At 46.6% G+C, this 20,237-nt stretch carries 23 protein-coding genes; 16 read left to right on the forward strand and 7 right to left on the reverse strand.

Annotated elements, in window-relative coordinates; all coding sequences use genetic code 11:
- Positions 1-290: 290 nt before the first annotated feature.
- The 6 genes from L5M51_RS18065 (at position 291) to L5M51_RS18090 (ending at position 7,018) form a co-directional block, all read left to right on the forward strand.
- A complete protein-coding gene (locus L5M51_RS18065) occupies positions 291-638 on the forward strand; it encodes a metalloregulator ArsR/SmtB family transcription factor (RefSeq protein WP_105250495.1) in 348 nt (115 codons plus the stop codon).
- A 90-nt stretch (positions 639-728) separates the two neighbouring features.
- On the forward strand, positions 729-1,727 hold the full coding sequence (locus L5M51_RS18070; RefSeq protein ID WP_263173971.1) for a permease: 999 nt from the start codon (positions 729-731) through the stop codon (positions 1,725-1,727).
- 189 nt (positions 1,728-1,916) lie between these two features.
- Positions 1,917-2,927: an ArsJ-associated glyceraldehyde-3-phosphate dehydrogenase gene (locus tag L5M51_RS18075; protein WP_263173973.1), complete on the forward strand. Its 1,011-nt coding sequence runs from the start codon at positions 1,917-1,919 to the stop codon at positions 2,925-2,927.
- Positions 2,928-2,932: 5 nt separating this feature from the next.
- Positions 2,933-4,183, forward strand: a complete 1,251-nt coding sequence (gene arsJ, locus L5M51_RS18080) for an organoarsenical effux MFS transporter ArsJ (protein WP_263173975.1) — start codon at positions 2,933-2,935, stop codon at positions 4,181-4,183.
- Positions 4,184-4,639: 456 nt separating this feature from the next.
- Positions 4,640-6,130 (forward strand): SulP family inorganic anion transporter, encoded by a 1,491-nt coding sequence (locus L5M51_RS18085; protein WP_263173978.1) that lies wholly within the window; start codon positions 4,640-4,642, stop codon positions 6,128-6,130.
- Between the two features lie 33 nt (positions 6,131-6,163).
- Positions 6,164-7,018, forward strand: coding sequence for a universal stress protein (locus L5M51_RS18090; protein ID WP_263173979.1), 855 nt, complete (start codon positions 6,164-6,166; stop codon positions 7,016-7,018).
- Between the two features lie 147 nt (positions 7,019-7,165).
- Here L5M51_RS18090 and L5M51_RS18095 read toward each other — a convergent pair whose 3' ends face one another.
- The 4 genes from L5M51_RS18095 to L5M51_RS18110 form a co-directional block, all read right to left on the reverse strand.
- Positions 7,166-7,750 carry a YSC84-related protein gene (locus L5M51_RS18095; protein ID WP_105250489.1) on the reverse strand — a complete coding sequence of 195 codons (585 nt, stop codon included), beginning with the start codon at positions 7,748-7,750 and terminating at the stop codon, positions 7,166-7,168.
- 152 nt (positions 7,751-7,902) lie between these two features.
- Positions 7,903-8,817, reverse strand: coding sequence for a hypothetical protein (locus L5M51_RS18100; RefSeq protein ID WP_168826004.1), 915 nt, complete (start codon positions 8,815-8,817; stop codon positions 7,903-7,905).
- Between the two features lie 57 nt (positions 8,818-8,874).
- A complete protein-coding gene (locus L5M51_RS18105) occupies positions 8,875-9,273 on the reverse strand; it encodes a nitrous oxide-stimulated promoter family protein (RefSeq protein ID WP_071940633.1) in 399 nt (132 codons plus the stop codon).
- A 147-nt stretch (positions 9,274-9,420) separates the two neighbouring features.
- Entirely contained in the window at positions 9,421-9,780 is a 360-nt protein-coding gene (locus L5M51_RS18110) for a DsrE/DsrF/TusD sulfur relay family protein (RefSeq protein ID WP_006083495.1), read from the reverse strand.
- 273 nt (positions 9,781-10,053) lie between these two features.
- Between L5M51_RS18110 and L5M51_RS18115 the strand changes: the two genes are divergently transcribed.
- The 7 genes from L5M51_RS18115 to L5M51_RS18145 all read left to right on the forward strand — a co-directional run bounded on the left by L5M51_RS18115 (position 10,054) and on the right by L5M51_RS18145 (position 15,634).
- The gene (locus L5M51_RS18115) at positions 10,054-10,890 is read left to right on the forward strand and encodes a hypothetical protein (RefSeq protein WP_263173980.1); all 837 of its coding nucleotides are present in this window, start codon (positions 10,054-10,056) and stop codon (positions 10,888-10,890) included.
- 143 nt (positions 10,891-11,033) lie between these two features.
- Positions 11,034-11,345: a hypothetical protein gene (locus tag L5M51_RS18120; protein ID WP_263173981.1), complete on the forward strand. Its 312-nt coding sequence runs from the start codon at positions 11,034-11,036 to the stop codon at positions 11,343-11,345.
- Between the two features lie 9 nt (positions 11,346-11,354).
- Positions 11,355-12,809, forward strand: a complete 1,455-nt coding sequence (locus tag L5M51_RS18125; protein WP_263173982.1) for a protein adenylyltransferase SelO — start codon at positions 11,355-11,357, stop codon at positions 12,807-12,809.
- Between the two features lie 13 nt (positions 12,810-12,822).
- Positions 12,823-13,155 (forward strand): DUF3630 family protein, encoded by a 333-nt coding sequence (locus L5M51_RS18130; RefSeq protein WP_173496154.1) that lies wholly within the window; start codon positions 12,823-12,825, stop codon positions 13,153-13,155.
- A gap of 2 nt (positions 13,156-13,157) precedes the next feature.
- On the forward strand, positions 13,158-14,180 hold the full coding sequence (locus tag L5M51_RS18135; RefSeq protein WP_263147576.1) for a serine/threonine protein kinase: 1,023 nt from the start codon (positions 13,158-13,160) through the stop codon (positions 14,178-14,180).
- Between the two features lie 129 nt (positions 14,181-14,309).
- Positions 14,310-14,918: a thiol:disulfide interchange protein DsbA/DsbL gene (locus L5M51_RS18140; RefSeq protein WP_263173983.1), complete on the forward strand. Its 609-nt coding sequence runs from the start codon at positions 14,310-14,312 to the stop codon at positions 14,916-14,918.
- A gap of 503 nt (positions 14,919-15,421) precedes the next feature.
- Positions 15,422-15,634, forward strand: a complete 213-nt coding sequence (locus L5M51_RS18145; RefSeq protein ID WP_006083486.1) for a DUF1107 domain-containing protein — start codon at positions 15,422-15,424, stop codon at positions 15,632-15,634.
- On the opposite strand, the gene L5M51_RS18150 is transcribed toward L5M51_RS18145, so the two are convergent.
- Entirely contained in the window at positions 15,631-15,852 is a 222-nt protein-coding gene (locus L5M51_RS18150; RefSeq protein ID WP_006083484.1) for a cell division protein ZapB, read from the reverse strand. The two genes, L5M51_RS18145 and L5M51_RS18150, sit on opposite strands and share 4 nt — an antisense overlap.
- 179 nt (positions 15,853-16,031) lie before the next feature.
- On the opposite strand from L5M51_RS18150, the gene L5M51_RS18155 reads away from it, so the two are divergent.
- Positions 16,032-17,525 carry a Na+/H+ antiporter NhaC family protein gene (locus L5M51_RS18155; protein WP_263173984.1) on the forward strand — a complete coding sequence of 498 codons (1,494 nt, stop codon included), beginning with the start codon at positions 16,032-16,034 and terminating at the stop codon, positions 17,523-17,525.
- Between the two features lie 81 nt (positions 17,526-17,606).
- Complete coding sequence (locus tag L5M51_RS18160) at positions 17,607-17,960, forward strand: RidA family protein (RefSeq protein WP_263173985.1); 354 nt, start codon at positions 17,607-17,609, stop codon at positions 17,958-17,960.
- A gap of 162 nt (positions 17,961-18,122) precedes the next feature.
- On the opposite strand, the gene L5M51_RS18165 is transcribed toward L5M51_RS18160, so the two are convergent.
- Together L5M51_RS18165 and L5M51_RS18170 are read right to left on the reverse strand one after the other, a co-directional pair.
- Positions 18,123-18,464, reverse strand: a complete 342-nt coding sequence (locus tag L5M51_RS18165) for a hypothetical protein (RefSeq protein WP_219251781.1) — start codon at positions 18,462-18,464, stop codon at positions 18,123-18,125.
- Between the two features lie 13 nt (positions 18,465-18,477).
- Positions 18,478-18,750, reverse strand: a complete 273-nt coding sequence (locus tag L5M51_RS18170; RefSeq protein ID WP_131524943.1) for a Rho-binding antiterminator — start codon at positions 18,748-18,750, stop codon at positions 18,478-18,480.
- Positions 18,751-19,080: 330 nt separating this feature from the next.
- Here L5M51_RS18170 and L5M51_RS18175 point away from each other — a divergent pair, with 330 nt between their 5' ends.
- Entirely contained in the window at positions 19,081-20,172 is a 1,092-nt protein-coding gene (locus L5M51_RS18175) for a branched-chain amino acid aminotransferase (RefSeq protein ID WP_131524942.1), read from the forward strand.
- The last annotated feature ends 65 nt before the right edge of the window (positions 20,173-20,237 follow it).

Below are 20,237 nucleotides of genomic sequence, written 5' to 3' on the forward strand. Positions count from 1 at the left end.
TGTCGGTGGGTTTGAATGATTTTTTATATGTGAATTTTCGTATATATCTTAGTGTTGAACACTATACTTAAATACCATTTTGGCTAATGCGTGAAACTTAAGGTGATCTTATATACGGATATTTACATATATGAAAATTCGTATATATTGTACAAGGTCTTTCCAAAAGATCCATAGCCATGAAAAACGAGTGTTGTTTCTTACCGCTCACAGCTTGCTGTTTGAATGAACCTTTAGGAAAGTTAACAAAAGGATCAAAATGTTTGTATTAGTTCAGTCTAGGGGCATCAATGATTAATCCAACCCAGTTTTTTAAATGTTTAGCCGATGAAACCCGCTTGCGTTGCATGATGTTGATACAGCAAGAGGGGGAGCTCTGTGTCTGTGAATTGACCGAGGCATTGCAAGAGACCCAGCCTAAGATTTCGCGACATTTGGCCCAATTACGTAAATGCGGTTTATTAGTTGATCGCCGTCAGGGGCAATGGATTTTCTATCGTATCAATAATGACTTACCCGAATGGAGTCAGTTAGTGTTGAGTGAAGTTACCAACCAAAACACTGTATTCCTTGAAGAAAATATGCGTAATTTGTGCAAGATGGGCGGGCGTCCTGACCGTGCTAAAGCTTGCTGCTAGAAGACTAGCAGCAAAAATTTAACCTCAAATATACGTTTTTTCATATGTTTACGTGTCTAAAGTTTTGCTTAATATTAAGGTGGCGTAACAATGCTGCAAATATTTTCAGATTTAGCGAGCTGGTTAACTTTTGATTTGATGGGCTTAGAGCCCAATACTAAGCTCGCCGACGCCATCCATTTTTTTATTGAAGATACCACTAAGATTTTTGCGCTCCTGTTGCTGATGATTTATGGCATCGCTTTGGTGCGGGCCTCGCTCAATGTCGAGCGTGTTCGGGATTACTTGGCGGGTAAAAATCGTTTTGTCGGTTACGTTATGGGATCGGGTTTTGGCGCTGTTACCCCATTCTGCTCATGTTCGAGCATTCCGGTTTTTTTAGGTTTCACTTCCGCGGGGATCCCCGTTGGGATCACTATGGCATTTCTGATCACTTCGCCGTTAATTAATGAAGTCGCCGTACTGTTGCTTGTGAGTCTGCTGGGCTGGCAGTTCACTGTGATATACGTGCTGGTCGGCATGTTAGTGGGTATGTTGGCGGGGGCATTTTTGGACACAATTCGCGCTGAGCGTTGGCTGCAGTCCTTTGCCGCCAAAGCACTCGAACAAGGTCAAGCGCAAGCAAGTCACGATAATAGCGAGAGTATGACATCAACATCCATGACGTTAACGGAACGACATGAGTTTGCGAAAGGCGAGACCCTAGAGATTTTTGGCCGAGTGTGGAAATGGGTCATTATTGGGGTTGGGCTTGGCGCCGCGCTCCATGGATTTGTTCCTGACGGTTGGATTGAAGCTCACTTAGGCGATGGTCAATGGTGGTCGGTTCCTGTGGCGGTATTGATTGGTATTCCTCTGTATTCCAATGCCACAGGGGTTATTCCTATCATGGAGAGCCTTATCACTAATGGCTTGCCCGTAGGGACGACATTGGCATTTTGTATGTCTACGGTTGCCGCCAGTTTTCCCGAGTTCATTTTGCTCAAGCAGGTGATGCAATGGCGTTTGCTGGCCATCGTTTTTGCTATTTTATTGATTTCATTCACCTTAATCGGTTGGATCTTTAACGCTATAGGTCCCATTCTGTGAGAATTATAAAAATGTTAAATATCAAAGTATTAGGTAGTGGATGCGCTAAATACACTAAAACCGCTGAGATTATTATCGCCATTGCCAACGAGAAGGGCATTAGCGCGGCTATATCGAACAGATAACGCTTTAATCTTAAAAAAATAATATAAAACACCTAATATCAAACTGAGTGTGAAGGATGCAGGTATGACAATCAAAATCGGGATAAATGGCTTTGGCCGTATGGGACGTTTAGCACTGCGCGCTGCTTGGGGCTGGGATGAGGTTGAGTTTGTGCAGATTAATGATCCCGCAGGGGATGCGGCGACCTTAGCCCATTTGCTGACATTCGATTCTGTGCATGGTCGCTGGCAGTACGAAGCCAATGCCGAGGGCGATGACATCATTATCGATGGCAAGCGTATTCGCTGTACTCGCAATAAAACCATCGGGGAAACCGATTGGTCCGGTTGTGATGTGGTGATTGAAGCTTCGGGTAAAATGAAAACCAAAGCAGTGCTGCAAGCTTATTTAGATCAAGGCGTTAAACGCGTTGTGGTCACAGCGCCAGTTAAAGAAGAGGGCGTGTTAAACGTTGTCATGGGAGTGAATCATCAACTCTATGACAAAGCTATTCATCCGATTGTGACTGCGGCCTCCTGTACTACTAACTGTTTGGCGCCAATCGTTAAAGTGATCCACGAAAACCTCGGCATAATGCATGGTTCCATGACGACTATTCACGATATTACCAACACTCAAACTATTTTAGATGCACCGCATAAAGATCTCCGCCGTGCGCGGGCCTGTGGTTTAAGCCTTATCCCCACAACAACAGGCTCAGCGACGGCCATTACCCATATTTTCCCTGAACTCAAAGGTAAGCTTAACGGCCATGCGGTGCGGGTGCCATTAGCGAACGCCTCATTAACCGATTGCGTGTTCGAGGTGAGTCGCAAAACGACCGAAGCTGAGGTCAATCGCCTGTTAAAAGAAGCGGCAGACGGACCGCTAAAAGGCATTTTAGGTTATGAGGAACGTCCATTAGTCTCGGTTGATTATAAAACCGATCCGCGTTCGAGCATTATCGATGCGCTATCGACCATGATTATCAATGGCACTCAAGTCAAACTCTACGCTTGGTATGACAACGAGTGGGGTTATGCCAATCGCACCGTCGAACTGGCCCGCATGGTCGGTCTGATGGATAAGGCATAAGCTTTATGGGTAAGCTGACAGGGTTTTTGTCCAACATATCACCCGAGATCCGCCAGTATTTGGTGGTCACAGGCAACTATTGGGCATTCACGCTTACCGATGGCGCATTACGTATGTTAGTGGTGCTCCATTTTCATGGCTTAGGTTATAGCCCACTGCAAATTGCCATGCTATTCCTCTTCTATGAAATCTTTGGGGTGGTAACGAACTTAGTCGGCGGCTGGCTCGGGGCGCGTTTAGGCTTAAATAAGACCATGAATGTGGGCCTATTTATGCAGATTGTCGCCCTTAGCATGCTGCTTGTGCCTAGCGGTATGCTGACGGTTGCTTGGGTGATGGCGGCGCAGGCCTTATCGGGTATCGCTAAAGATCTCAATAAGATGAGTGCTAAGAGCAGTATCAAGTTGTTGGTGCCTAGTGATGCTCAGGGTGAGCTGTATAAGTGGGTTGCCATGCTCACTGGATCCAAAAATGCGCTAAAGGGCGCGGGGTTCTTCTTGGGCGGCGCCTTACTGACCCTGTTTGGATTCCAGCAGGCCGTGTTAGGCATGGCGATTGGCCTATTGCTGGTGTGGATTTTTAGTCTGTTAAGTTTGCAACGCGATTTAGGTAAAGCCAAAAACAAACCTAAGTTCACGGAAATTTTCTCTAAGAGTCCGGCGGTAAACACGCTTTCTGCCGCACGCATGTTTTTGTTTGGTGCGCGGGATGTGTGGTTTGTGGTGGCTTTACCCGTTTATTTGGCCTCAACCTTTGGTTGGGATCATTGGTATGTCGGCGGTTTTCTCGCACTCTGGGTAATAGGTTATGGCATAGTGCAAGGCTTCGCACCTCGCTTGACGGGGACAAAGTCGGCGAGCCAAAACAAGGTTCCCGATGGACGTAGCGCCTTAGGTTGGGCGGCGATATTGAGCATAGTGCCGGCAGGCATTGCGCTGGCGATAAGTTATGACTTCCATGCCGCGAATATACTGATTTGGGGATTGATGCTGTTTGGCGCCTTATTCGCGATCAACTCTTCATTACACAGCTATCTTATCGTCAGTTATGCGGATGAAGATGGCGTATCGTTAGATGTGGGTTTTTACTACATGGCGAATGCTATGGGACGCTTGATCGGGACTGTGTTGTCTGGCTGGGTGTATCAAGTGTATGGCATGGCGGCTTGTCTGTGGATATCGGCGGCATTTATTGCGTTAGCGGCGCTTATCTCAATCAAACTGCCTCGGCATAAAGCGATATCAGATGGTGCTTAATACTTACCTAAGCTATCCCTGAGTTGTTGCGGTTGTTTTTATTCAATACCCACCAAAGTATGGTGGGTATTTTAATCACTCTGATGTTAACTGAAGTTTTTTGATTTTGAGCAAACAACTCTCTATACTCCGGCCTGTTTTATACACGTCATTATGTCGCTATTCCCAATAGCACAACTATTTTTAATGCAGTCAAATTTGAGTTGGCTCATATAAGTGAGGTTATTTTTCGGTGATGAGCATTAAGCCGCATTAGTTTAATCCTTCCTTCTTGGATCGTTAAGATCCGTCCTTAGTCGCTACCGACTCGGTAGTTGTTTTGCTGTACCCCATAATCCCAATTGCATTTCGTCACCTTGACGCATAAGTAACTCATTGGCTATGCGCTGACATTTGAGTCAAGTGTTGATATTAGCTATTGGAAGATATGATTAAATTTCAATCAGAGTGAGTGACATGATACAAACCATGAAAAAAGAGTGGTTCTCCAACATACGCGGAGATCTGTTAGCCGGTATTGTGGTTGCACTGGCGTTAGTCCCTGAGGCTATTGCCTTTTCTATTATTGCAGGCGTCGATCCTAAGGTCGGCCTGTATGCTTCATTCTGTATCGCAGTGGTCATCGCGTTTACAGGTGGCCGTCCTGGTATGATCTCTGCCGCAACGGGTGCTATGGCGTTGTTGATGGTGACCTTAGTGAAAGAACACGGCCTCGAGTATTTACTCGCGGCGACCCTATTAACTGGTGTGCTGCAAATTGCCGCGGGTTACTTAAAGCTAGGAAGCTTGATGCGTTTCGTCTCCCGCTCTGTGGTGACGGGCTTTGTGAATGCGCTGGCGATTCTGATCTTTATGGCCCAGTTACCCGAACTGACCAATGTGACTTGGCATGTATATGCGATGACGATTGCAGGTCTTGGCATTATCTACTTATTCCCACTCATCCCTGTGATTGGTAAATCCTTACCTTCGCCTCTCGTGTGTATTGTCGGATTAACACTGTTTGCGGTTTATATGGGGTTAGATATTCGTACGGTTGGCGACATGGGACAACTGCCTGATACTTTGCCTATTTTCCTCTGGCCTGAAGTGCCATTGACCCTTGAAACTCTGATGATCATCTTCCCTTATTCGGCCGGCCTTGCCGTGGTGGGTTTGCTGGAATCTATGATGACTGCCACCATAGTCGATGACTTAACCGATACCCAAAGCGATAAAAACCGCGAGTGTAAGGGCCAAGGTATTGCCAATATCGGCGCGGGTTTAATGGGCGGTATGGCCGGTTGCGCTATGATTGGTCAGTCGATCATCAACGTTAAATCGGGTGGTCGCGGACGGTTATCGACCTTTTCAGCGGGGGTATTTCTACTCATATTGATTGTATTCCTCGGCGAATGGTTAAAGCTCATCCCTATGGCGGCACTGGTTGCTGTGATGATCATGGTGTCTATCGGTACTTTCTCTTGGGATTCCATTCGTAACCTTAAACATCACCCAATGTCGACCAATCTTGTGATGGTGGCGACCGTTGCTGTGGTGGTCGCTACTCATAACTTAGCAATGGGGGTATTTGTAGGGGTATTACTCGCGTCTTTGTTCTTTGCTAATAAAGTGGGCCGTTTTATGGTGGTTAAGAGTGCAACGACGGCTGCCGACGCAGGTCGCCATTATCAAGTTATTGGGCAAGTCTTTTTTGCCTCGGCAGATAAGTTCAGTAATTCATTCGATTTTAGGGAAGTGGTTGATAAAGTGACTATCGACTTATCTCAAGCGCATTTTTGGGATATTACCGCGGTATCAGCCCTCGACAAGGTAGTGATTAAATTCCGTCGCGAGGGAACTGAAGTGGAGTTAATTGGCCTTAACCAAGCCAGTGCAACCATAGTCGATAAATTTGGAGTGCATGATAAGCCAGAAGAAGTCGAAAAAATGATGTCTGGTCACTAACTCTCTAGCAACACAGTAAAAAGGAAAATAACGATGACAAATGTGATTGCCTGTATCGACGGTTCAAAAGCGACACTTGCCGTATGTGATGCTAGTGGCTGGGCTGCAAATCAACTTGATGCGCCAGTGACGTTATTGCATGTATTAGATAAATCAACTTATCCAACAGAGACAAATCTGTCGGGAAATATTGGCCTAGGTACACGGGAGCACTTGCTTAATGAGATGGTTGAGCTTGAAGCGCGTCGAGGCAAACTCGCACTTGAGCAGGGTAAGTATATGTTGCAAGATGCGCAAACGCGCATCGTGGAGGCACAACCCGCAGTCGTGGTTGCAACCTTGCAGCGTCACGGCGATTTAGTCGAAACTCTGTTAGAGCAAGAATCCCATGCCAGACTGGTGGTGATGGGCCGTCAAGGGGAGCAGCATCAAGACCAAGCGCAGGCCATTGGCAGCCATTTAGAAAATGTCATTCGCATGCTTAAGCAGCCTATTTTAGTGGTGATGGACGAGTTTACTGCACCGAAGCGATTTATGATCGCCTATGATGGCAGCATTACTGCGAAAAAAGCCCTTAATCAAGTGCTAACGAGTCCGCTCTTGAAAGGGCTCGAATGTCATTTAGTGATGGTGTCTGATGATCAATCGCTGGCGACAGCTGAACTGGCGTTGGTGACCGAATCTCTGATTGCGGCGGATTTCAATGTGGTTACCGCCTTTTGTCAGGGAGAAGTGCAAACGGCCCTTGAGATCTATCAACTTGAGCATCAAATCGATCTTATGGTGATGGGCGCCTATGGTCATTCGCGTATTCGGGAGTTTTTTGTGGGTAGTAATACCACAAGGATGATCAGTAAAAGCCATATCCCCTTGTTATTACTTCGCTAAGTTAAATATGCATTTCAACTTATTTCGCTCAATTCTAATGACTTGGTTTTAGTTAGAACATCTGAGTCAGAAGCTTGAGGTAATCATTTAAGAAAAAACGGCGAGCATTTAGGCTCGCCGTTTGATATCACAGCCGAATGGCTCGTCTTAGTTAGCTTTAGGCTCAAAGCTAAAGGCTTGACCCGCAAGAGCGGCTTCAAACATTAAGCCGCCTTTTGCTGCGGTAAATACTGCCATACCGTTGATATAAGAGCCGCTCGCCGAGCGATTACCACCTGATTGGCCTGCGCCTGCTGAGTTGCCTGTGGTTCCTGCTTGAGCGCTTGCTCCCATGTTGATGGCAACTGCCGACGCTTGGGCATCAAACTCGAAACTGCCGCTCGTGAAGGCTTCATAGGCTTTGGCATCTTTAAAGAAGATGATCTCGCTGTAGGCTTGTCCACCTAATTGAAAACCGATGGATAATTGAGTCAGACTCGAATCACCCATATAGGCACCGCCTTGGTAGACTCGGCCTTTGCCATAGGCTGCACCGATCCCAATTCCGCCTTTACCCACAGTTGGGAATAAAGCATAGCCATAGGCTGTGTCGAAAAATTTACTGGTTTCTTTCGCTTTTTGGAAATTGACTACAGCCTGATCGTAGCTTTCATCTGCATGTACAGTTGGGGCAGCAAATAGGCTCACAATAAGGCATGTTGATGCCGCAATGGCTGTTAAAAATGATTTCATGGTAACGCCTCTTCAAGTCTTTAGTTGTTCCAGACTAGCCTTTATCGACACAAATGACAGCCAAAAGTGACATATGTGTCAGCTTAGGTTCAGTGTTCGACTTAATGGTTGGAGTGATATTGGTGGTGATGATTGGAGTGCAGTTTCGCCAATTAGTTCTTAGGTGGCGAAGAACCTTGGTTTTTTTCTGCATCGTCCTGCTGAACTTGATGCAAAAATTCATACTCCTCTGGGGTGAGAATATTTTCAATGACGAGTGGGCGTTGCTCTAACTCTGGTTCGGCCATGCGGCCTTTTAAGTAGGCAGAGCGGGTGATTTGCTTTAGCCCATACACCGCCAGCATATACATGCTCAGTAGTAAGGTCAGCCTTGGCAATGCGTGGGAAAGTAGCGATAGATTATCACCAAGATAGAAAGGCAAAATCACCACAAATACGCGGATTAACCAATTCAACAACATGGCCAAGGTCAAGCTTATCAGCCAACGAAACCGAATGGTGCCGAGCGCCTCTTGGGTTTGAGTGACATCTCTTTGATTGCGCTTATGTCGACGAAACAACATCCACAGCGCGATAAAGTAAAAACAGGTTTGTACAGATAACAGCGCTGGGAGTAGAGCGCCCCATTGGCTGATACTCATTTCTTTAAGCATCAGAGCTATGGGTTGCCACTCGTTAATGGGATGCGCAGTTAATCTTAGGGCAATATCTAAAATGGCGAAAACTAATGTTAATGCAGATGGCCAGTAATGCTTTGAAAACCCTAGCGGTTTATTGGTTGGTGCTAAACTGCGTTTGCAATAGAGATAGAGCAAAGGCATGAGCAAAAAATAGATAGGGTTAATCAGATTGAATAGGATATGAATGGGAATTGGACTGTTATCGCGGTTCAACATACCCGTGAGGAAGTATAGAGCAATAAGACTTAAGAAAGCGGCGAGGAGTTTTTGGTTAGCGTCTGGGTGATAGAAATAGCGAATATAAATAGCTAACGCGAGGCAATGTACGCCTCCAAATAATGACAACCACCAGTAAGCTTGAGTGAAAAAACTATGAAACTCGTTCATATGCGATACCTCGAGCCCTGTTATATCAGGGAAATCGGCTCGGTAAAAGTATCGCCGTTAGTTTTTCTGTTGGCTTGCTATGCGCTGATGGCGATTTGAAGCCGCCTCGGGCACAACGCTGGGAACAGGGATGCGTTCCGCGAGTAAGTGTTTGATTGCACGAACGGGATGCGGTAATAACATCCGTGGACCAGAAAAGATCATGATCTCTTTGACGATTTGTTTCTGCGCGGGTTTGTAGCAATGCACTGGGCATTTATTACAGGTGGGTTTGTTTTGTCCGTAGGGGCAGCGATCTAGGCGTGTTGCGGCATAATCCAATAACTCAATGCAATCTGCACATAGGCTCGTCGCGTCTTGGCCTTGGTGTTTCGCCTTGCAATAAATTGTCACCATTGCGGCAATGGTTTGGTGTTCGTACAGGAGTTTGCCCGTAAGCAGTGTGGCTGTGCCCATTGGAATACCTTAGCTTGTCACTCGGATATCCCATCATAGGCAGTGAAATCGGCGCTGACAAAACGAAAGCGCCAATTTATGAAGGTGCGCACAAAATGGGGCTTTAAATAATCCAACTATCCCCAATGTCACACCTAAAAATAAATCTTAGATATGCATCACTTTGTCGGCGGCCAGTGTCCAGCGAGTTAAATCTTGCAGTGTGCCTATATGCGCACCTTCGATAATCATTTCCGCAGTGACGCCTCGTGCTTGAGCGCAGGTCTTGCAAAGTAGAATAGGAACTTGCTGTGCCGAGAGAATTTCAAACATCTGCTGCAGGTTGTAGCTTAAGTCAGGTGTGGTTTGATTTTTGAGTGCGCCAAACACGGCATCTGACATGAGAAAAAGTTTAAGATCGACCGCTTGCTCGTCCTGATCCTTCAGGGCTAATGCGATGCGTAAGCTATTAAATAGCTTTTCTGTTCCGTAGGGACTGGCATGGGCCACGATAAGAATACTTTGCATCAGGTTTTCCTTATGTTTGTTATAAGCAGGTGGATGGGGGGATTAGGGAACTCGATTGTGCCAGTCTAGCGCAATTGGCTATAACTATTTGAGCGCAAGATCGTATAAAAAGGCATAAATACTTGATTTGCACCGACACAATGGACTTTAATAGCGGTTAATCTCTGCTCAATTTTTAGCTAGACTCGGTTGCCATAGACACTGTCCTGATGGACGTTGGCAAACCCATTGACACGGCTTCTGATGAGAAGCGGCCATCAAAGGTGAACAAGAATGAAGATCTTAGTCGTATTTATACTGATTGCTGTCGGGGTGTTTTTATTCCTTCGCGCGCAGCGATTGGCGAAAGAAGAACAAGAGGCGATGAAACCCAAGTCGACCTCGGTAAAACCTGTAGTTCCCACCGAAGAGGCACCTATTTTCTCCGCTGCTGAGCCCGAGCGTGTAGAACCTGAGCCAGTTAAAAGGATTGAGGATACTGGCGTGGCTGAAGTAGAGCCCGTTATCGAAGTTGAAGCCGAATTAATGCCCCGTGAGACCGAAAGCCCTGCGAGCATTTCGGTGGCGCTAGACACAGATATTATCGAAGTTGATATTCCTGCGGCCCATAATGAAGAGGCAGTGATCATTTTAGGCGCCACGCCTGCAGATGAACAAGATGATGTTAAGACTGAAGCAGAGCCAGTATCGAACACACGTTCTGAGGTAGCTGCGCCAGGGGCTTGGGCGAATGTGACTTTAGTTCGGGCCTTTGAGGAGTATCAAGGAGCGACGTCAGCCAGTGCTCGCTATACCGCGCTGCAAAATATGATTGCTGAATGCTACAAACAGCGTAAATCGGCGGATTACCTCAACTATGGTGCTCAATTAGCGGAAGAGTATATTGCACTGTTCCAAGCGGCTAGCGCCGAGCAAGGCAAAGATACTGAGCTTAAATCTTCCGGTTTCCTGCATTTAGCCACCTTGCTAAATGATACCCAAGCCTTCGATGCCGCCATTGTCATCTGTCGTAAAGCACTTGAGCTTGGGCTGAGCGATGGCACTGTCACTGGCTTTGAGGGCCGAATCAACCGGATTGAGAAAGCACAGACTAAAGCAACCACGGCTTGATATGTTGTAGGGAGCGTTTAGCGGGTAAACCCTTAGTCGAAAAGCGGTTATTTCCCTCGTCTAAGCAGTGTAGAATCCCTGCTAACTGAATGCGCAAAAGGCGAACTAAGGTTCGCTTTTTTTATGGGCTTAATAGGGGAAAAATGAAACTAAGCTATGCCTTACCGAATGTCTTATTCGGGCTTGGATTATTGCTACTCAGTGGCTGTACTAAAACCCCAGAATGGACCCTATTTTATTATCCCGATGTGAGTGCCATTCCGGTGACACCTTTGCAGGCCGAAGATATTAATGGTTACTACGATTCTCTAGCGCAATGCCAGAGCAAGGCTCATGGTATGCAACGCCTAAGTCGTTCTGGCGTGAGTGGTTTTGGCCTTGGATCTTATCAATGTGGGCACCTATGTGAGTTCGACGATAAGTCGGTGCTGGTTTGCAAGACCATGAGCCAATAGGTGGACAAGATGAAGTTTAAACAGGATTTTTTTACGCAGTTACCTGAGTTTTACTCGCAAGTATACCCGCAAGGGATAACTAAGCCTGAATGGCTGGCATGGAGTGATGACGCCGCCCAATTGATTGGCTTAAGCCAACCCACAGATGAGCTGTTATTGGGCTTATCTGGCAATGCTGCCGTCGATGGCGCGACTTACTATGCCCAAGTCTATAGTGGCCACCAATTTGGCGGTTACACGCCGCGCTTAGGGGATGGACGTTCGATCATTTTAGGTGAAGCGATTGGTCCAAATGGCGCATGGGATGTCGCTCTTAAAGGCGGCGGTCCGACGCCTTATTCGCGCCGTGGTGATGGCCGTGCTGTGATGCGCTCCGCAGTGCGCGAGTTTTTAGTCTCTGAGGCGCTGCATCATCTGCATGTGCCGACGACCCGCGCCTTGGCTGTGATTGGCTCTGACTTGCCCGTATGGCGTGAGAGCCAAGAAACCGCAGCCATTACCGTACGTTTAGCTCGCAGCCACATTCGTTTCGGTCATTTCGAGTTTTTCTGCCACAGTGAGCGCGGTCGTGCCGATAAGCTGACTCAATTACTCAACTTCACTATTACTCAGCATTATCCCCATTTGAGTTGTGATGCCGCAGGCTATAAAGCGTGGTTTTTACAGGTAGTGCAAGATACCGCTAAGATGATTGCCCACTGGCAGGCGGTCGGTTTTGCCCATGGCGTGATGAACACAGACAATATGTCGATTCTAGGTGACAGTTTTGACTTCGGTCCCTTTGCGTTCCTCGATACATTCCAAGAAGACTTTATCTGTAATCATTCTGATCCCGAAGGTCGCTATGCCTTTGGTCAGCAGCCGGGAGTCGGTTTGTGGAACTTGCAACGTTTAGCGCAGGCGCTCACACCAGTGATCCCATCCGATGACTTAATTGCCATTCTTAATCAATACCAAGAGGCGCTAGTGCAGCCTTATTTGCGCTTGATGCGGGCAAAACTAGGTCTATCTGCAGTTGATGTTTCGTCGGTGGAGCAAGACAAACAGGATCTCGAACTTATAGGTCGATTTACTGTGCTGATGGAGAAAAATCAACTCGATTACACTCAAACTTGGCGTCAATTAGGCAAGTTAGATCCGACCAGCAAACACAGTGCGCTGCGGGATGACTTTATTGATGTCAGCCAGTTTGATGTTTGGTATCAAGTTTACCAACAGCGATTGGGCGCAGTAGCGGATATCCCAACGTGGCAAACTGAGCGCAATAGTGTGAATCCCAAATATATTTTGCGTAACTATTTAGCCCAAGAGGCGATAATTGCGGTGGAAGAGGGTAATCTTGCGCCGCTGCATTTGCTGCAAAAAATCTTAACTCAGCCCTTTGCCGAACACGCAGAGCATGAAGACTTAGCCAAGCGTCCACCGGACTGGGGCCAAGGTTTGATCATGTCATGTAGTAGTTGATGGGATAACAAGCATGAAATTACCAAGCACGCATTTAAAAGCCATGAGCTTAGATACCATTAGCTTAGATAAAAGCGCCTTAAGTTTAGCGGTCAGTGCGGATATCGATTTTGATTGTTTCGCCGACTTTGCCGAACCCTTAGCCGCGGCGCTCGATTGCACTGTGCGCGAGCGTCAGTGGGGCGCCGATAGGCACCAATGGTTATTAGAATTTGAAGGCAGCCAGTTATGGCTCAATTATGAGTTTTACGGCAACATTTGCTGGCTCTCGACCGAACGAGAAGCCGATTTTGAGGTGCTGGAATACTTAGCCACTTTGCTGCAACCTCACCTAAGAGTGAACTGAATATGAGTCAGAATATGACGCCACCAACCACGAGTTCTAGCGGCGCAGAGTTCCATTTTCAAGCCCTAACGCCGGATTTGATCTTAGATGCGATCGAAAGTCTGGGCGTGTACCCGGAAACGGGCTTACTCGCGCTGAACAGTTACGAGAACCGCGTGTATCAGTTCCGTAGCGATGAAGGACTGCGTTATGTGGTGAAGTTCTATCGTCCAGACCGTTGGAGCGATGCGCAGATCCAAGAGGAACATGATTATGCGCTCGCACTCGCGGCAGAAGATATCCCGATTGCCGTACCTGTAATTATCGAAGGCCATACGTTACACAAGTACCAAGGTTATCGATTTACCCTGTTTCCTTCCTTGGGTGGTCGCGCCTTCGAAGTCGATAATTTAGAGCAGCTGGAATTAGTGGGTCGGTTCATCGGTCGGATACACCAGTACGCGGCGCAAACGGTATTTGCTGAACGTGAACCGCTGAATCCGCAGATTTTAGGCGCCGAGCCACTTGCCTGGTTAAAGCAATCTAATCTGGTGCCTAATAGCCTACGCTTGCCGTTCTTTACCGTAGTAGAGCAGGTGCTGGCTAAGGCGAATGCGATTTGGGATCGCCAAGATTTTGCGGCCATTCGTTTGCACGGCGATTTACACCCAGGCAATATTTTGTGGACGCCAGACGGTCCCGGATTCGTCGATTTAGACGATGCTCGCATGGGGCCGGCGATTCAAGATTTATGGATGATGCTAACCGGGGATAGAGCGCAGCAACTGATGCAGCTTGAGATCTTACTCGAAGCCTATGAAGAATTTTGTGAGTTTGATACAAGACAGTTAGCCTTGATTGAACCGTTGCGGGCGCTGCGTATGGTGCATTACAACGCGTGGATTGGCCGTCGCTGGGACGATCCTGCTTTCCCGATGAACTTCCCGTGGTTTGGGGATGAAAAGTATTGGGAACAGCAGATTTTGGCGTTCAAAGAGCAATTATTTGCCCTTAGCGAACCACCACTGAGCCTAGTGCCGTATTAGCATTGAGCAAAATATGATTTCACAGACGTATCTTGTGACATTAGATTGAACTCTTAAGCTTGAGTTACACTCAAAAAATGGAATATGTTAGTCTCCAGCCAATTTATCAAAATGATTTAAGGAATTTTCATGAAAAAAGTATTACTCATGGCCGCGGCTCTGTTACTGGCGCCACTGGCAGTATCGACTGTGGAATACCAAGAAGGTGTGCATTACACAGTGATTAACGATGGCCCAGCAACTGCGAAGCCTGAGATTACTGAGTTTTTCTCTTTCTATTGTCCGCATTGTTTTACTTTCTCTAAAACCGTAGTGCCAAAAATTCTCACAGAGAAGCCAGAAGGCGTTGCGTTTAACCAAGCACACGTTGATTTTATCGGCAAAGAGATGGGGGTTGAAATGTCACGCGCATTTGCAGTCGCACATCAGTTAAACGTCGATGAGAAAATGGATGCGGCGTTATTCTCTGCTATTCATGAGAAGAAACAGCATTTTACTAATCGCGATGATGTTCGTGCTGTGTTTATTGCTAACGGTGTCGATGGTAAAACCTTCGATGCGGCTGCAGAGTCTTTCATGGTAAAGGCGCAAATGGCAAAGATGAAGCGTGATACTGAAAACGCTAAGCTGACGGGTGTACCTGCTCTGGTTGTTAACGGTAAGTACCGTGTTGAAACAGGGGCAATCAAATCCTACGACGAGCTGTTAGAAATTGCTTTCTACCTAGCAAAAAAATAGTTCGATAGGCATTACCCGCACTGCTGTCATATGAGCGGATGATAATGCTGTATCGATTGCATTTAAAAAGAGCCTAAGGGCTCTTTTTTATTGGGCGGTTGGCAACAACAAGGCAAATAAAGCTTTGATAGGGATCTTAACGTACTGAGTTAGGCCTCTATAGGCTAGTCGTTTGAACTTATTGAATAAAGACGAGGCAAAAAATGGGCAAAAAAAACCGTACTTCTTGTAAAAGAAAGTACGGACTTGAGCCAGAGGACTCATTTTTACCCTGAGTAACGTTAATAATTTAGCAGAGTGTCAAAAAATTGGCAAGTGACATTATTATGGCGATCTTCTTTTTTACTCACAGGGTGACATATTCATAGTTTAACTAAATCAAACGATTAAGTATTTTTGGCGATAAAAGATGAAAAATACCACTCTAACGATGAAACTCAAGTGGCAAAGCTTCTGTCAAACAACTGTAATCAATAACAACAAGAATGCTTGTAGGTGGTCATATGAGAGTTTTTCCTGTCTACGCACCTAAGCTTATCGTTAAGCACGCGCGTATTTTTCTCACTGGTGTTATTTGGGTTAAAGATTTAGGACGATTGGAATTTGAGAAGGGACGGTTTTTACTGCCAAGAAAAAGCCTGCCAAAAGTGAAGCAGGCTATTTTAGAATTGAACGAACTGATCGAAGCGCAGCATCATCAAACTAATGCAGTTTAGATTTCGCTGTTTAACAAGCCAACAAGGCCAGTCACTTTTTCGTTCCAAGAAGTGAGTTCTTCTTGTAGTTGCTGGTTTTGCGCATTCAATTGTTGATTGTGCTCACTCAGCGTAGACGCTTTTTGCTTCTCTTCTTCAAGCTCCATTTTTAGAAGCTCGATAGTTTCGAGTGCAGCCTGGATTTTGGTTTCCAGTTTGGACAGTAATTCAAGGCTCATCTGGAGAGTCCTATGGTTTCTGGATGGGACTGTGATTCTAGCAGTGCCTAGAACTTAAGGAATAGCGATTCTTGCCGTTTGGTTAAAAAACACCCTATTACTGGGTTCTAAATTAAGTTTTTTTGCATTTGTTATTAACTCGTTAGTATTCTTGGTTTTATTTTTTATCGGAATGGTCCATGTCGCCTAGTTTGCTCGCCATACTCCCGCTACTGTTGACCTTAACCTTAGCCCTATTTTTACGCCGCACGCTGGTGGCGTTAGGTGTAGGTATTGTCTCTGGTGCCCTATTAATCGTCCAATTTGATCCTCTGCAAACTGGGTTGTATTTGCTTGATATCGGTGTAAAACAATTTTATGCCCAAGGTGCTTGGCAAGCGTGGCATCTCAATGTGCTGTTCGCCATGTTACTGCTCGGTAGCATGACGCAATTGTTAGCACGTGGCGGTGCCGTGGGTCAGTTTGGCGATTGGCTGTATAGCCGTATTCGTACTGAGCGTCAGGCGCGTCTTGGGGTCGTATTTCTTGGTTGGTTAGTGTTTATCGATGGGATTTTCAGTTGTCTTGCTGTCGGTCATGTTTGTCAGCCGCTCAGCCAGCGTTATGGTATTCGCCATGAGCAGCTCGCCTATTTAGTTGATTCCAATGCTTCGCCTTTATGTGCGCTATTGCCTTTCTCCAGTTGGGGCCCCTATGTGATGGCGCTTATCGCGGGGATCAGCTTTTTACCCGTGTCGCCGCTGGAAGCCTTTATTGAGGTGGCCTTATTTAACTTTTACGCCATAGTGACCTTAGGCTTGTCCGTGCTCGTCGCTTGGTATGGCGTAGGTTTTCACTCTTTTGTTGCTGCTACTGCTGTGGAATCTTCCAATACGGTCGAGGTTAAGGGAAATCCTTGGCTGCTCGCAATCCCTATGCTGACTCTGCTGTCTGCTTCAGTGGGATTAACTTTGTGGTCGGGGGCTCAGCAGGTCTCTTCTTGGGATGTGTCACTTTGGCTTGCTAAGGCTGATATTGGCGCTTCTATGCGCGATGCTTGTTTGTTGGCAACCTTAGTCACTCTTGCCATGTTAGGCTTGTCTGGGCGACGTTTAACGGCATTAGTGGGGGATTTGAGCCACGGAGTTCGCATGATCGCCTTCGCCATTGCGATTTTACTCTGCACTTGGATGATTGGCGCTGTGATCCAAGATCTTGGCGTCGCTAAATTATTGGCAGCTTGGGCTAAGGCTTATCTTTCCCCGCACCTGCTGGTAGCGGGAATGTTTTTACTCTGTGCGATAATGGCTTTTGCGACGGGTTCAAGCTGGGGAACATTTGCAATTATGATCCCTATTGGCGCAGAGATTGCCCATAACTTGGATCCTCATTTGTTGTTACCTGTACTGAGCGCTGTGATGGCGGGGTCGGTATTTGGCGACCACTGCTCGCCCATTTCAGATACCAGCGTGCTCAGTGCGACCAGCTCAGGTTGCGCTCCCCATGACCATGTGGTGACTCAGTTGCCCTTTGCTTTGATCGCGGCATGTGCAGCCTTAGTCGGATTTCAATTAGTCAATTTAGCCGTGGCGACACCGTTAGTGTGGCTGGCCGTGGTGAGCTGTAGCCTAGGATTATTTGCCTTGATGGCACGTTTTTATTCACCTTTGCCCAGATTCGTGGCGCAGACATAAAGCCAGTTTATCGCTAAAATGGCCGATTCGGTTCTTGCTGAGCCATTTATTTAAGTGCATCTGATTTAAGAGATTATCAATATGAGTATTACCCGTTTAGATGTAGGTACCCGCATGAGCAGTATAGTGATCCACCAAGGTACTGTGTATCTGTGTGGTCAAGTGGCGAAGGACAAGTATCAAGGCATCACCGAGCAAACTGTCACTATGCTTGAGGAGGTCGATACCTTGTTAGCGCAGTCGGGAAGTTCGCGTGAGCATTTACTGTCAGCGACTATTTATCTGAAAGATATGGGTGATTACGATGCGATGAATGCGGTATGGGATGCTTGGGTGCCTAAAGGTCATGCGCCAGCCCGTGCTTGTGTGCAAGCCGCTATTGCCGAGCCAGAATATTTGGTTGAAGTCTCTGTGATTGCGGCGGTTGCGGTTTAAGCGCTAAGCTATTTTTCGTCCAGTTTAGAAACTTGTTTCGATCCCTATTTTGAATCCTGTCACCGAGTGTCATGACTCGGTGAAGTTTTTCTGCAATACACCTCGCTAACTAAACCTGCATGGTTCAGCACGTTCACTCTCTTCTAACAAAACCCTTTAGCTTTAACCTAATAAGTATTCCATTAAATGTGCAGGGACAAGCGGCGGATGATCCCCATATTGTTCTGAGAGTGCGGTGGCGATAGTCTCAATATCTTGTTGGGCTAAGCCTTGTTCGATAATGGCAAACGCCCAAGGAGCCTCGGTTTTGAGTTTGAGGAAATAAGGCGTTTCGACAAATTGTGCGAGTGAGTAAGCGGAGCCTCCTAAACCATGCCCCCAACCTTCGCTGACCTGAAAGGGTCTATCCAGATGTGCCATATCAAATTCAATGAGATGGGGGTATTGGCCGTTATGCCCACCGATCCAGTGACCGATTTCAACCGATAAAATCATAGTTGCCATGTTATATCCTTTGCTAGGGTTGCTTGGCCGCAATGAGTACTCGGCTAAATTCAGCATTAGGCTCGAGGGGTGTGATGGCGGCGATATGGTCGAGTCTAAGGGACTGTTTAGTTTGTTGCAGTTGGATGATAAGCCACTCAGTTTTGTCGGCTCTTGTCTGCGTGGTGATAGCTTTACCTTGGCACTGGGTGCCATCAATAAGCTCAATTTTGAGTTGATAACCACGCAGACAGGCGAGTTCGAGATAGTCGTAGTGGGCGCAGGGGATCATTTTATAATCTGACATAGGATCATCTCATTGGAAGTTCGACCCTATTGTGGCAAAAATACTTGCCATTGGCATTATTGTGGATTGTTTTATCCTGTCTCTGAGGCCGTGTTGGTTATTTTTAACTTAGCCCGCTAGGTCCGCAAATAACCGTAATCGCCATGGATGGCGTGAATGCCATTTATGCAGGAGCAATAAATGGCCTTACCTAAAGTGTGTTGCTTAATCATTAAAATCAGCCGCTGAATTCTGCATCTTCAGGTTGTTTGGGTATAGATATGCGCGCCCCTCTTGACTTTATTCCTGTCGCTCCCTAGTCTGCTTGTTCAGTAATCAAGGTGGTATGCGATGGAAATAACTTACAATTTAAAACCTGCGTCCGAGCGCCGTACTGAGCAATTCAAGCCCGAGGGGAATGTGGGCTTTGGTAGCCTCAGAACCGATCATATGTTTTTGATGGATTATCATGATGGACAATGGTGCGATCCGCGCATCGTTCCTTATGGACCATTTGAAATGGCACCGGGTGCAATGGCGTTGCATTATGGCCAGTCGATCTTCGAAGGCGCTAAAGCCTTTATGCATGAAGACGGTGAGATTTATACTTTCCGTATTAATAAGAATGCCGAGCGGATGAATCGCTCCGCCGATATCGTCTGTATTCCCAATATCGATGAACAAATGCAGATGGATGCGATCAATGCGTTGATCGATGTCGATCGCCTCTGGTTCCCGATGCAAGAAGGCGCGTGTCTGTATATTCGTCCTTTTATTTTTGCGACCGAAGACCGCCTCTCTGTGAGCCCAAGTTCGCGTTATACCTTCTGTGTCGTGTTAAGCCCAAGTGGCGCTTATTACGCGGCTGGCGTGAACAAAGGTATACGCTTACTGATCAGCAAAACTTTCCATCGTGCAGTATCGGGTGGCACTGGCGCCTCAAAAGCCGCGGGTAACTATGCGGCTTCGTTGCGTGCGGGTAAAGCGGCGGCAGCCTTTGGTGCATCGCAAGTGTTATATCTCGATTCAACCAATCAACAGATTGAAGAAGCGGGCGCGATGAATCATTTCCACATTCTGAAAGATGGCACTGTGATTATTCCAACCTTCACAGATACTATTTTGAAGTCGATCACCTCGCAATCCATTATGGAATTGGGAGAGATGCTCGGTTGTGAAGTGCGCCAAGAGACTGTCATGCTTGATAAATTTATCGCTGATATTGAATCTGGTGAAATTATCGAGGCGGGTGGTTTTGGGACGGCGGCCGTGGTTTCTGCTGTGGGCTCCTACATTTTTGAAGATGGCCATGTTGTCACTGTCGGTAATGGTGAAGTGGGCGAGCATGTTCAGCGCATCTATAAACTGTATACCGAAATCCAAAAGGGCCATATTAAAGGTCCTGAAGGCTGGGTTAAGCGTGTTGAACGTTTAGCAAAGTAAGGAATTTGTGGTGATGTTTAAAGGCTCCTAGGAGCCTTTTTTATTGGCTATTTTTGTTGATATTG

The sequence above is a fragment of the Shewanella sp. SM73 genome (assembly GCF_025653795.1).
GTDB lineage: Bacteria > Pseudomonadota > Gammaproteobacteria > Enterobacterales > Shewanellaceae > Shewanella > Shewanella oncorhynchi.

Bases quoted from the DNA above. Each gene is read 5' to 3' on its own strand.
- L5M51_RS18065 (WP_105250495.1), top strand. From the start codon at position 291: ATGATTAATCCAACCCAGTTTTTTAAATGTTTAGCCGATGAAACCCGC.
- L5M51_RS18070 (WP_263173971.1), top strand. From the start codon at position 729: ATGCTGCAAATATTTTCAGATTTAGCGAGCTGGTTAACTTTTGATTTG.
- L5M51_RS18075 (WP_263173973.1), top strand. From the start codon at position 1,917: ATGACAATCAAAATCGGGATAAATGGCTTTGGCCGTATGGGACGTTTA.
- arsJ (WP_263173975.1), top strand. From the start codon at position 2,933: ATGGGTAAGCTGACAGGGTTTTTGTCCAACATATCACCCGAGATCCGC.
- L5M51_RS18085 (WP_263173978.1), top strand. From the start codon at position 4,640: ATGATACAAACCATGAAAAAAGAGTGGTTCTCCAACATACGCGGAGAT.
- L5M51_RS18090 (WP_263173979.1), top strand. From the start codon at position 6,164: ATGACAAATGTGATTGCCTGTATCGACGGTTCAAAAGCGACACTTGCC.
- L5M51_RS18095 (WP_105250489.1), bottom strand. From the start codon at position 7,750: ATGAAATCATTTTTAACAGCCATTGCGGCATCAACATGCCTTATTGTG.
- L5M51_RS18100 (WP_168826004.1), bottom strand. From the start codon at position 8,817: ATGAACGAGTTTCATAGTTTTTTCACTCAAGCTTACTGGTGGTTGTCA.
- L5M51_RS18105 (WP_071940633.1), bottom strand. From the start codon at position 9,273: ATGGGCACAGCCACACTGCTTACGGGCAAACTCCTGTACGAACACCAA.
- L5M51_RS18110 (WP_006083495.1), bottom strand. From the start codon at position 9,780: ATGCAAAGTATTCTTATCGTGGCCCATGCCAGTCCCTACGGAACAGAA.
- L5M51_RS18115 (WP_263173980.1), top strand. From the start codon at position 10,054: ATGAAGATCTTAGTCGTATTTATACTGATTGCTGTCGGGGTGTTTTTA.
- L5M51_RS18120 (WP_263173981.1), top strand. From the start codon at position 11,034: ATGAAACTAAGCTATGCCTTACCGAATGTCTTATTCGGGCTTGGATTA.
- L5M51_RS18125 (WP_263173982.1), top strand. From the start codon at position 11,355: ATGAAGTTTAAACAGGATTTTTTTACGCAGTTACCTGAGTTTTACTCG.
- L5M51_RS18130 (WP_173496154.1), top strand. From the start codon at position 12,823: ATGAAATTACCAAGCACGCATTTAAAAGCCATGAGCTTAGATACCATT.
- L5M51_RS18135 (WP_263147576.1), top strand. From the start codon at position 13,158: ATGAGTCAGAATATGACGCCACCAACCACGAGTTCTAGCGGCGCAGAG.
- L5M51_RS18140 (WP_263173983.1), top strand. From the start codon at position 14,310: ATGAAAAAAGTATTACTCATGGCCGCGGCTCTGTTACTGGCGCCACTG.
- L5M51_RS18145 (WP_006083486.1), top strand. From the start codon at position 15,422: ATGAGAGTTTTTCCTGTCTACGCACCTAAGCTTATCGTTAAGCACGCG.
- L5M51_RS18150 (WP_006083484.1), bottom strand. From the start codon at position 15,852: ATGAGCCTTGAATTACTGTCCAAACTGGAAACCAAAATCCAGGCTGCA.
- L5M51_RS18155 (WP_263173984.1), top strand. From the start codon at position 16,032: ATGTCGCCTAGTTTGCTCGCCATACTCCCGCTACTGTTGACCTTAACC.
- L5M51_RS18160 (WP_263173985.1), top strand. From the start codon at position 17,607: ATGAGTATTACCCGTTTAGATGTAGGTACCCGCATGAGCAGTATAGTG.
- L5M51_RS18165 (WP_219251781.1), bottom strand. From the start codon at position 18,464: ATGGCAACTATGATTTTATCGGTTGAAATCGGTCACTGGATCGGTGGG.
- L5M51_RS18170 (WP_131524943.1), bottom strand. From the start codon at position 18,750: ATGTCAGATTATAAAATGATCCCCTGCGCCCACTACGACTATCTCGAA.
- L5M51_RS18175 (WP_131524942.1), top strand. From the start codon at position 19,081: ATGGAAATAACTTACAATTTAAAACCTGCGTCCGAGCGCCGTACTGAG.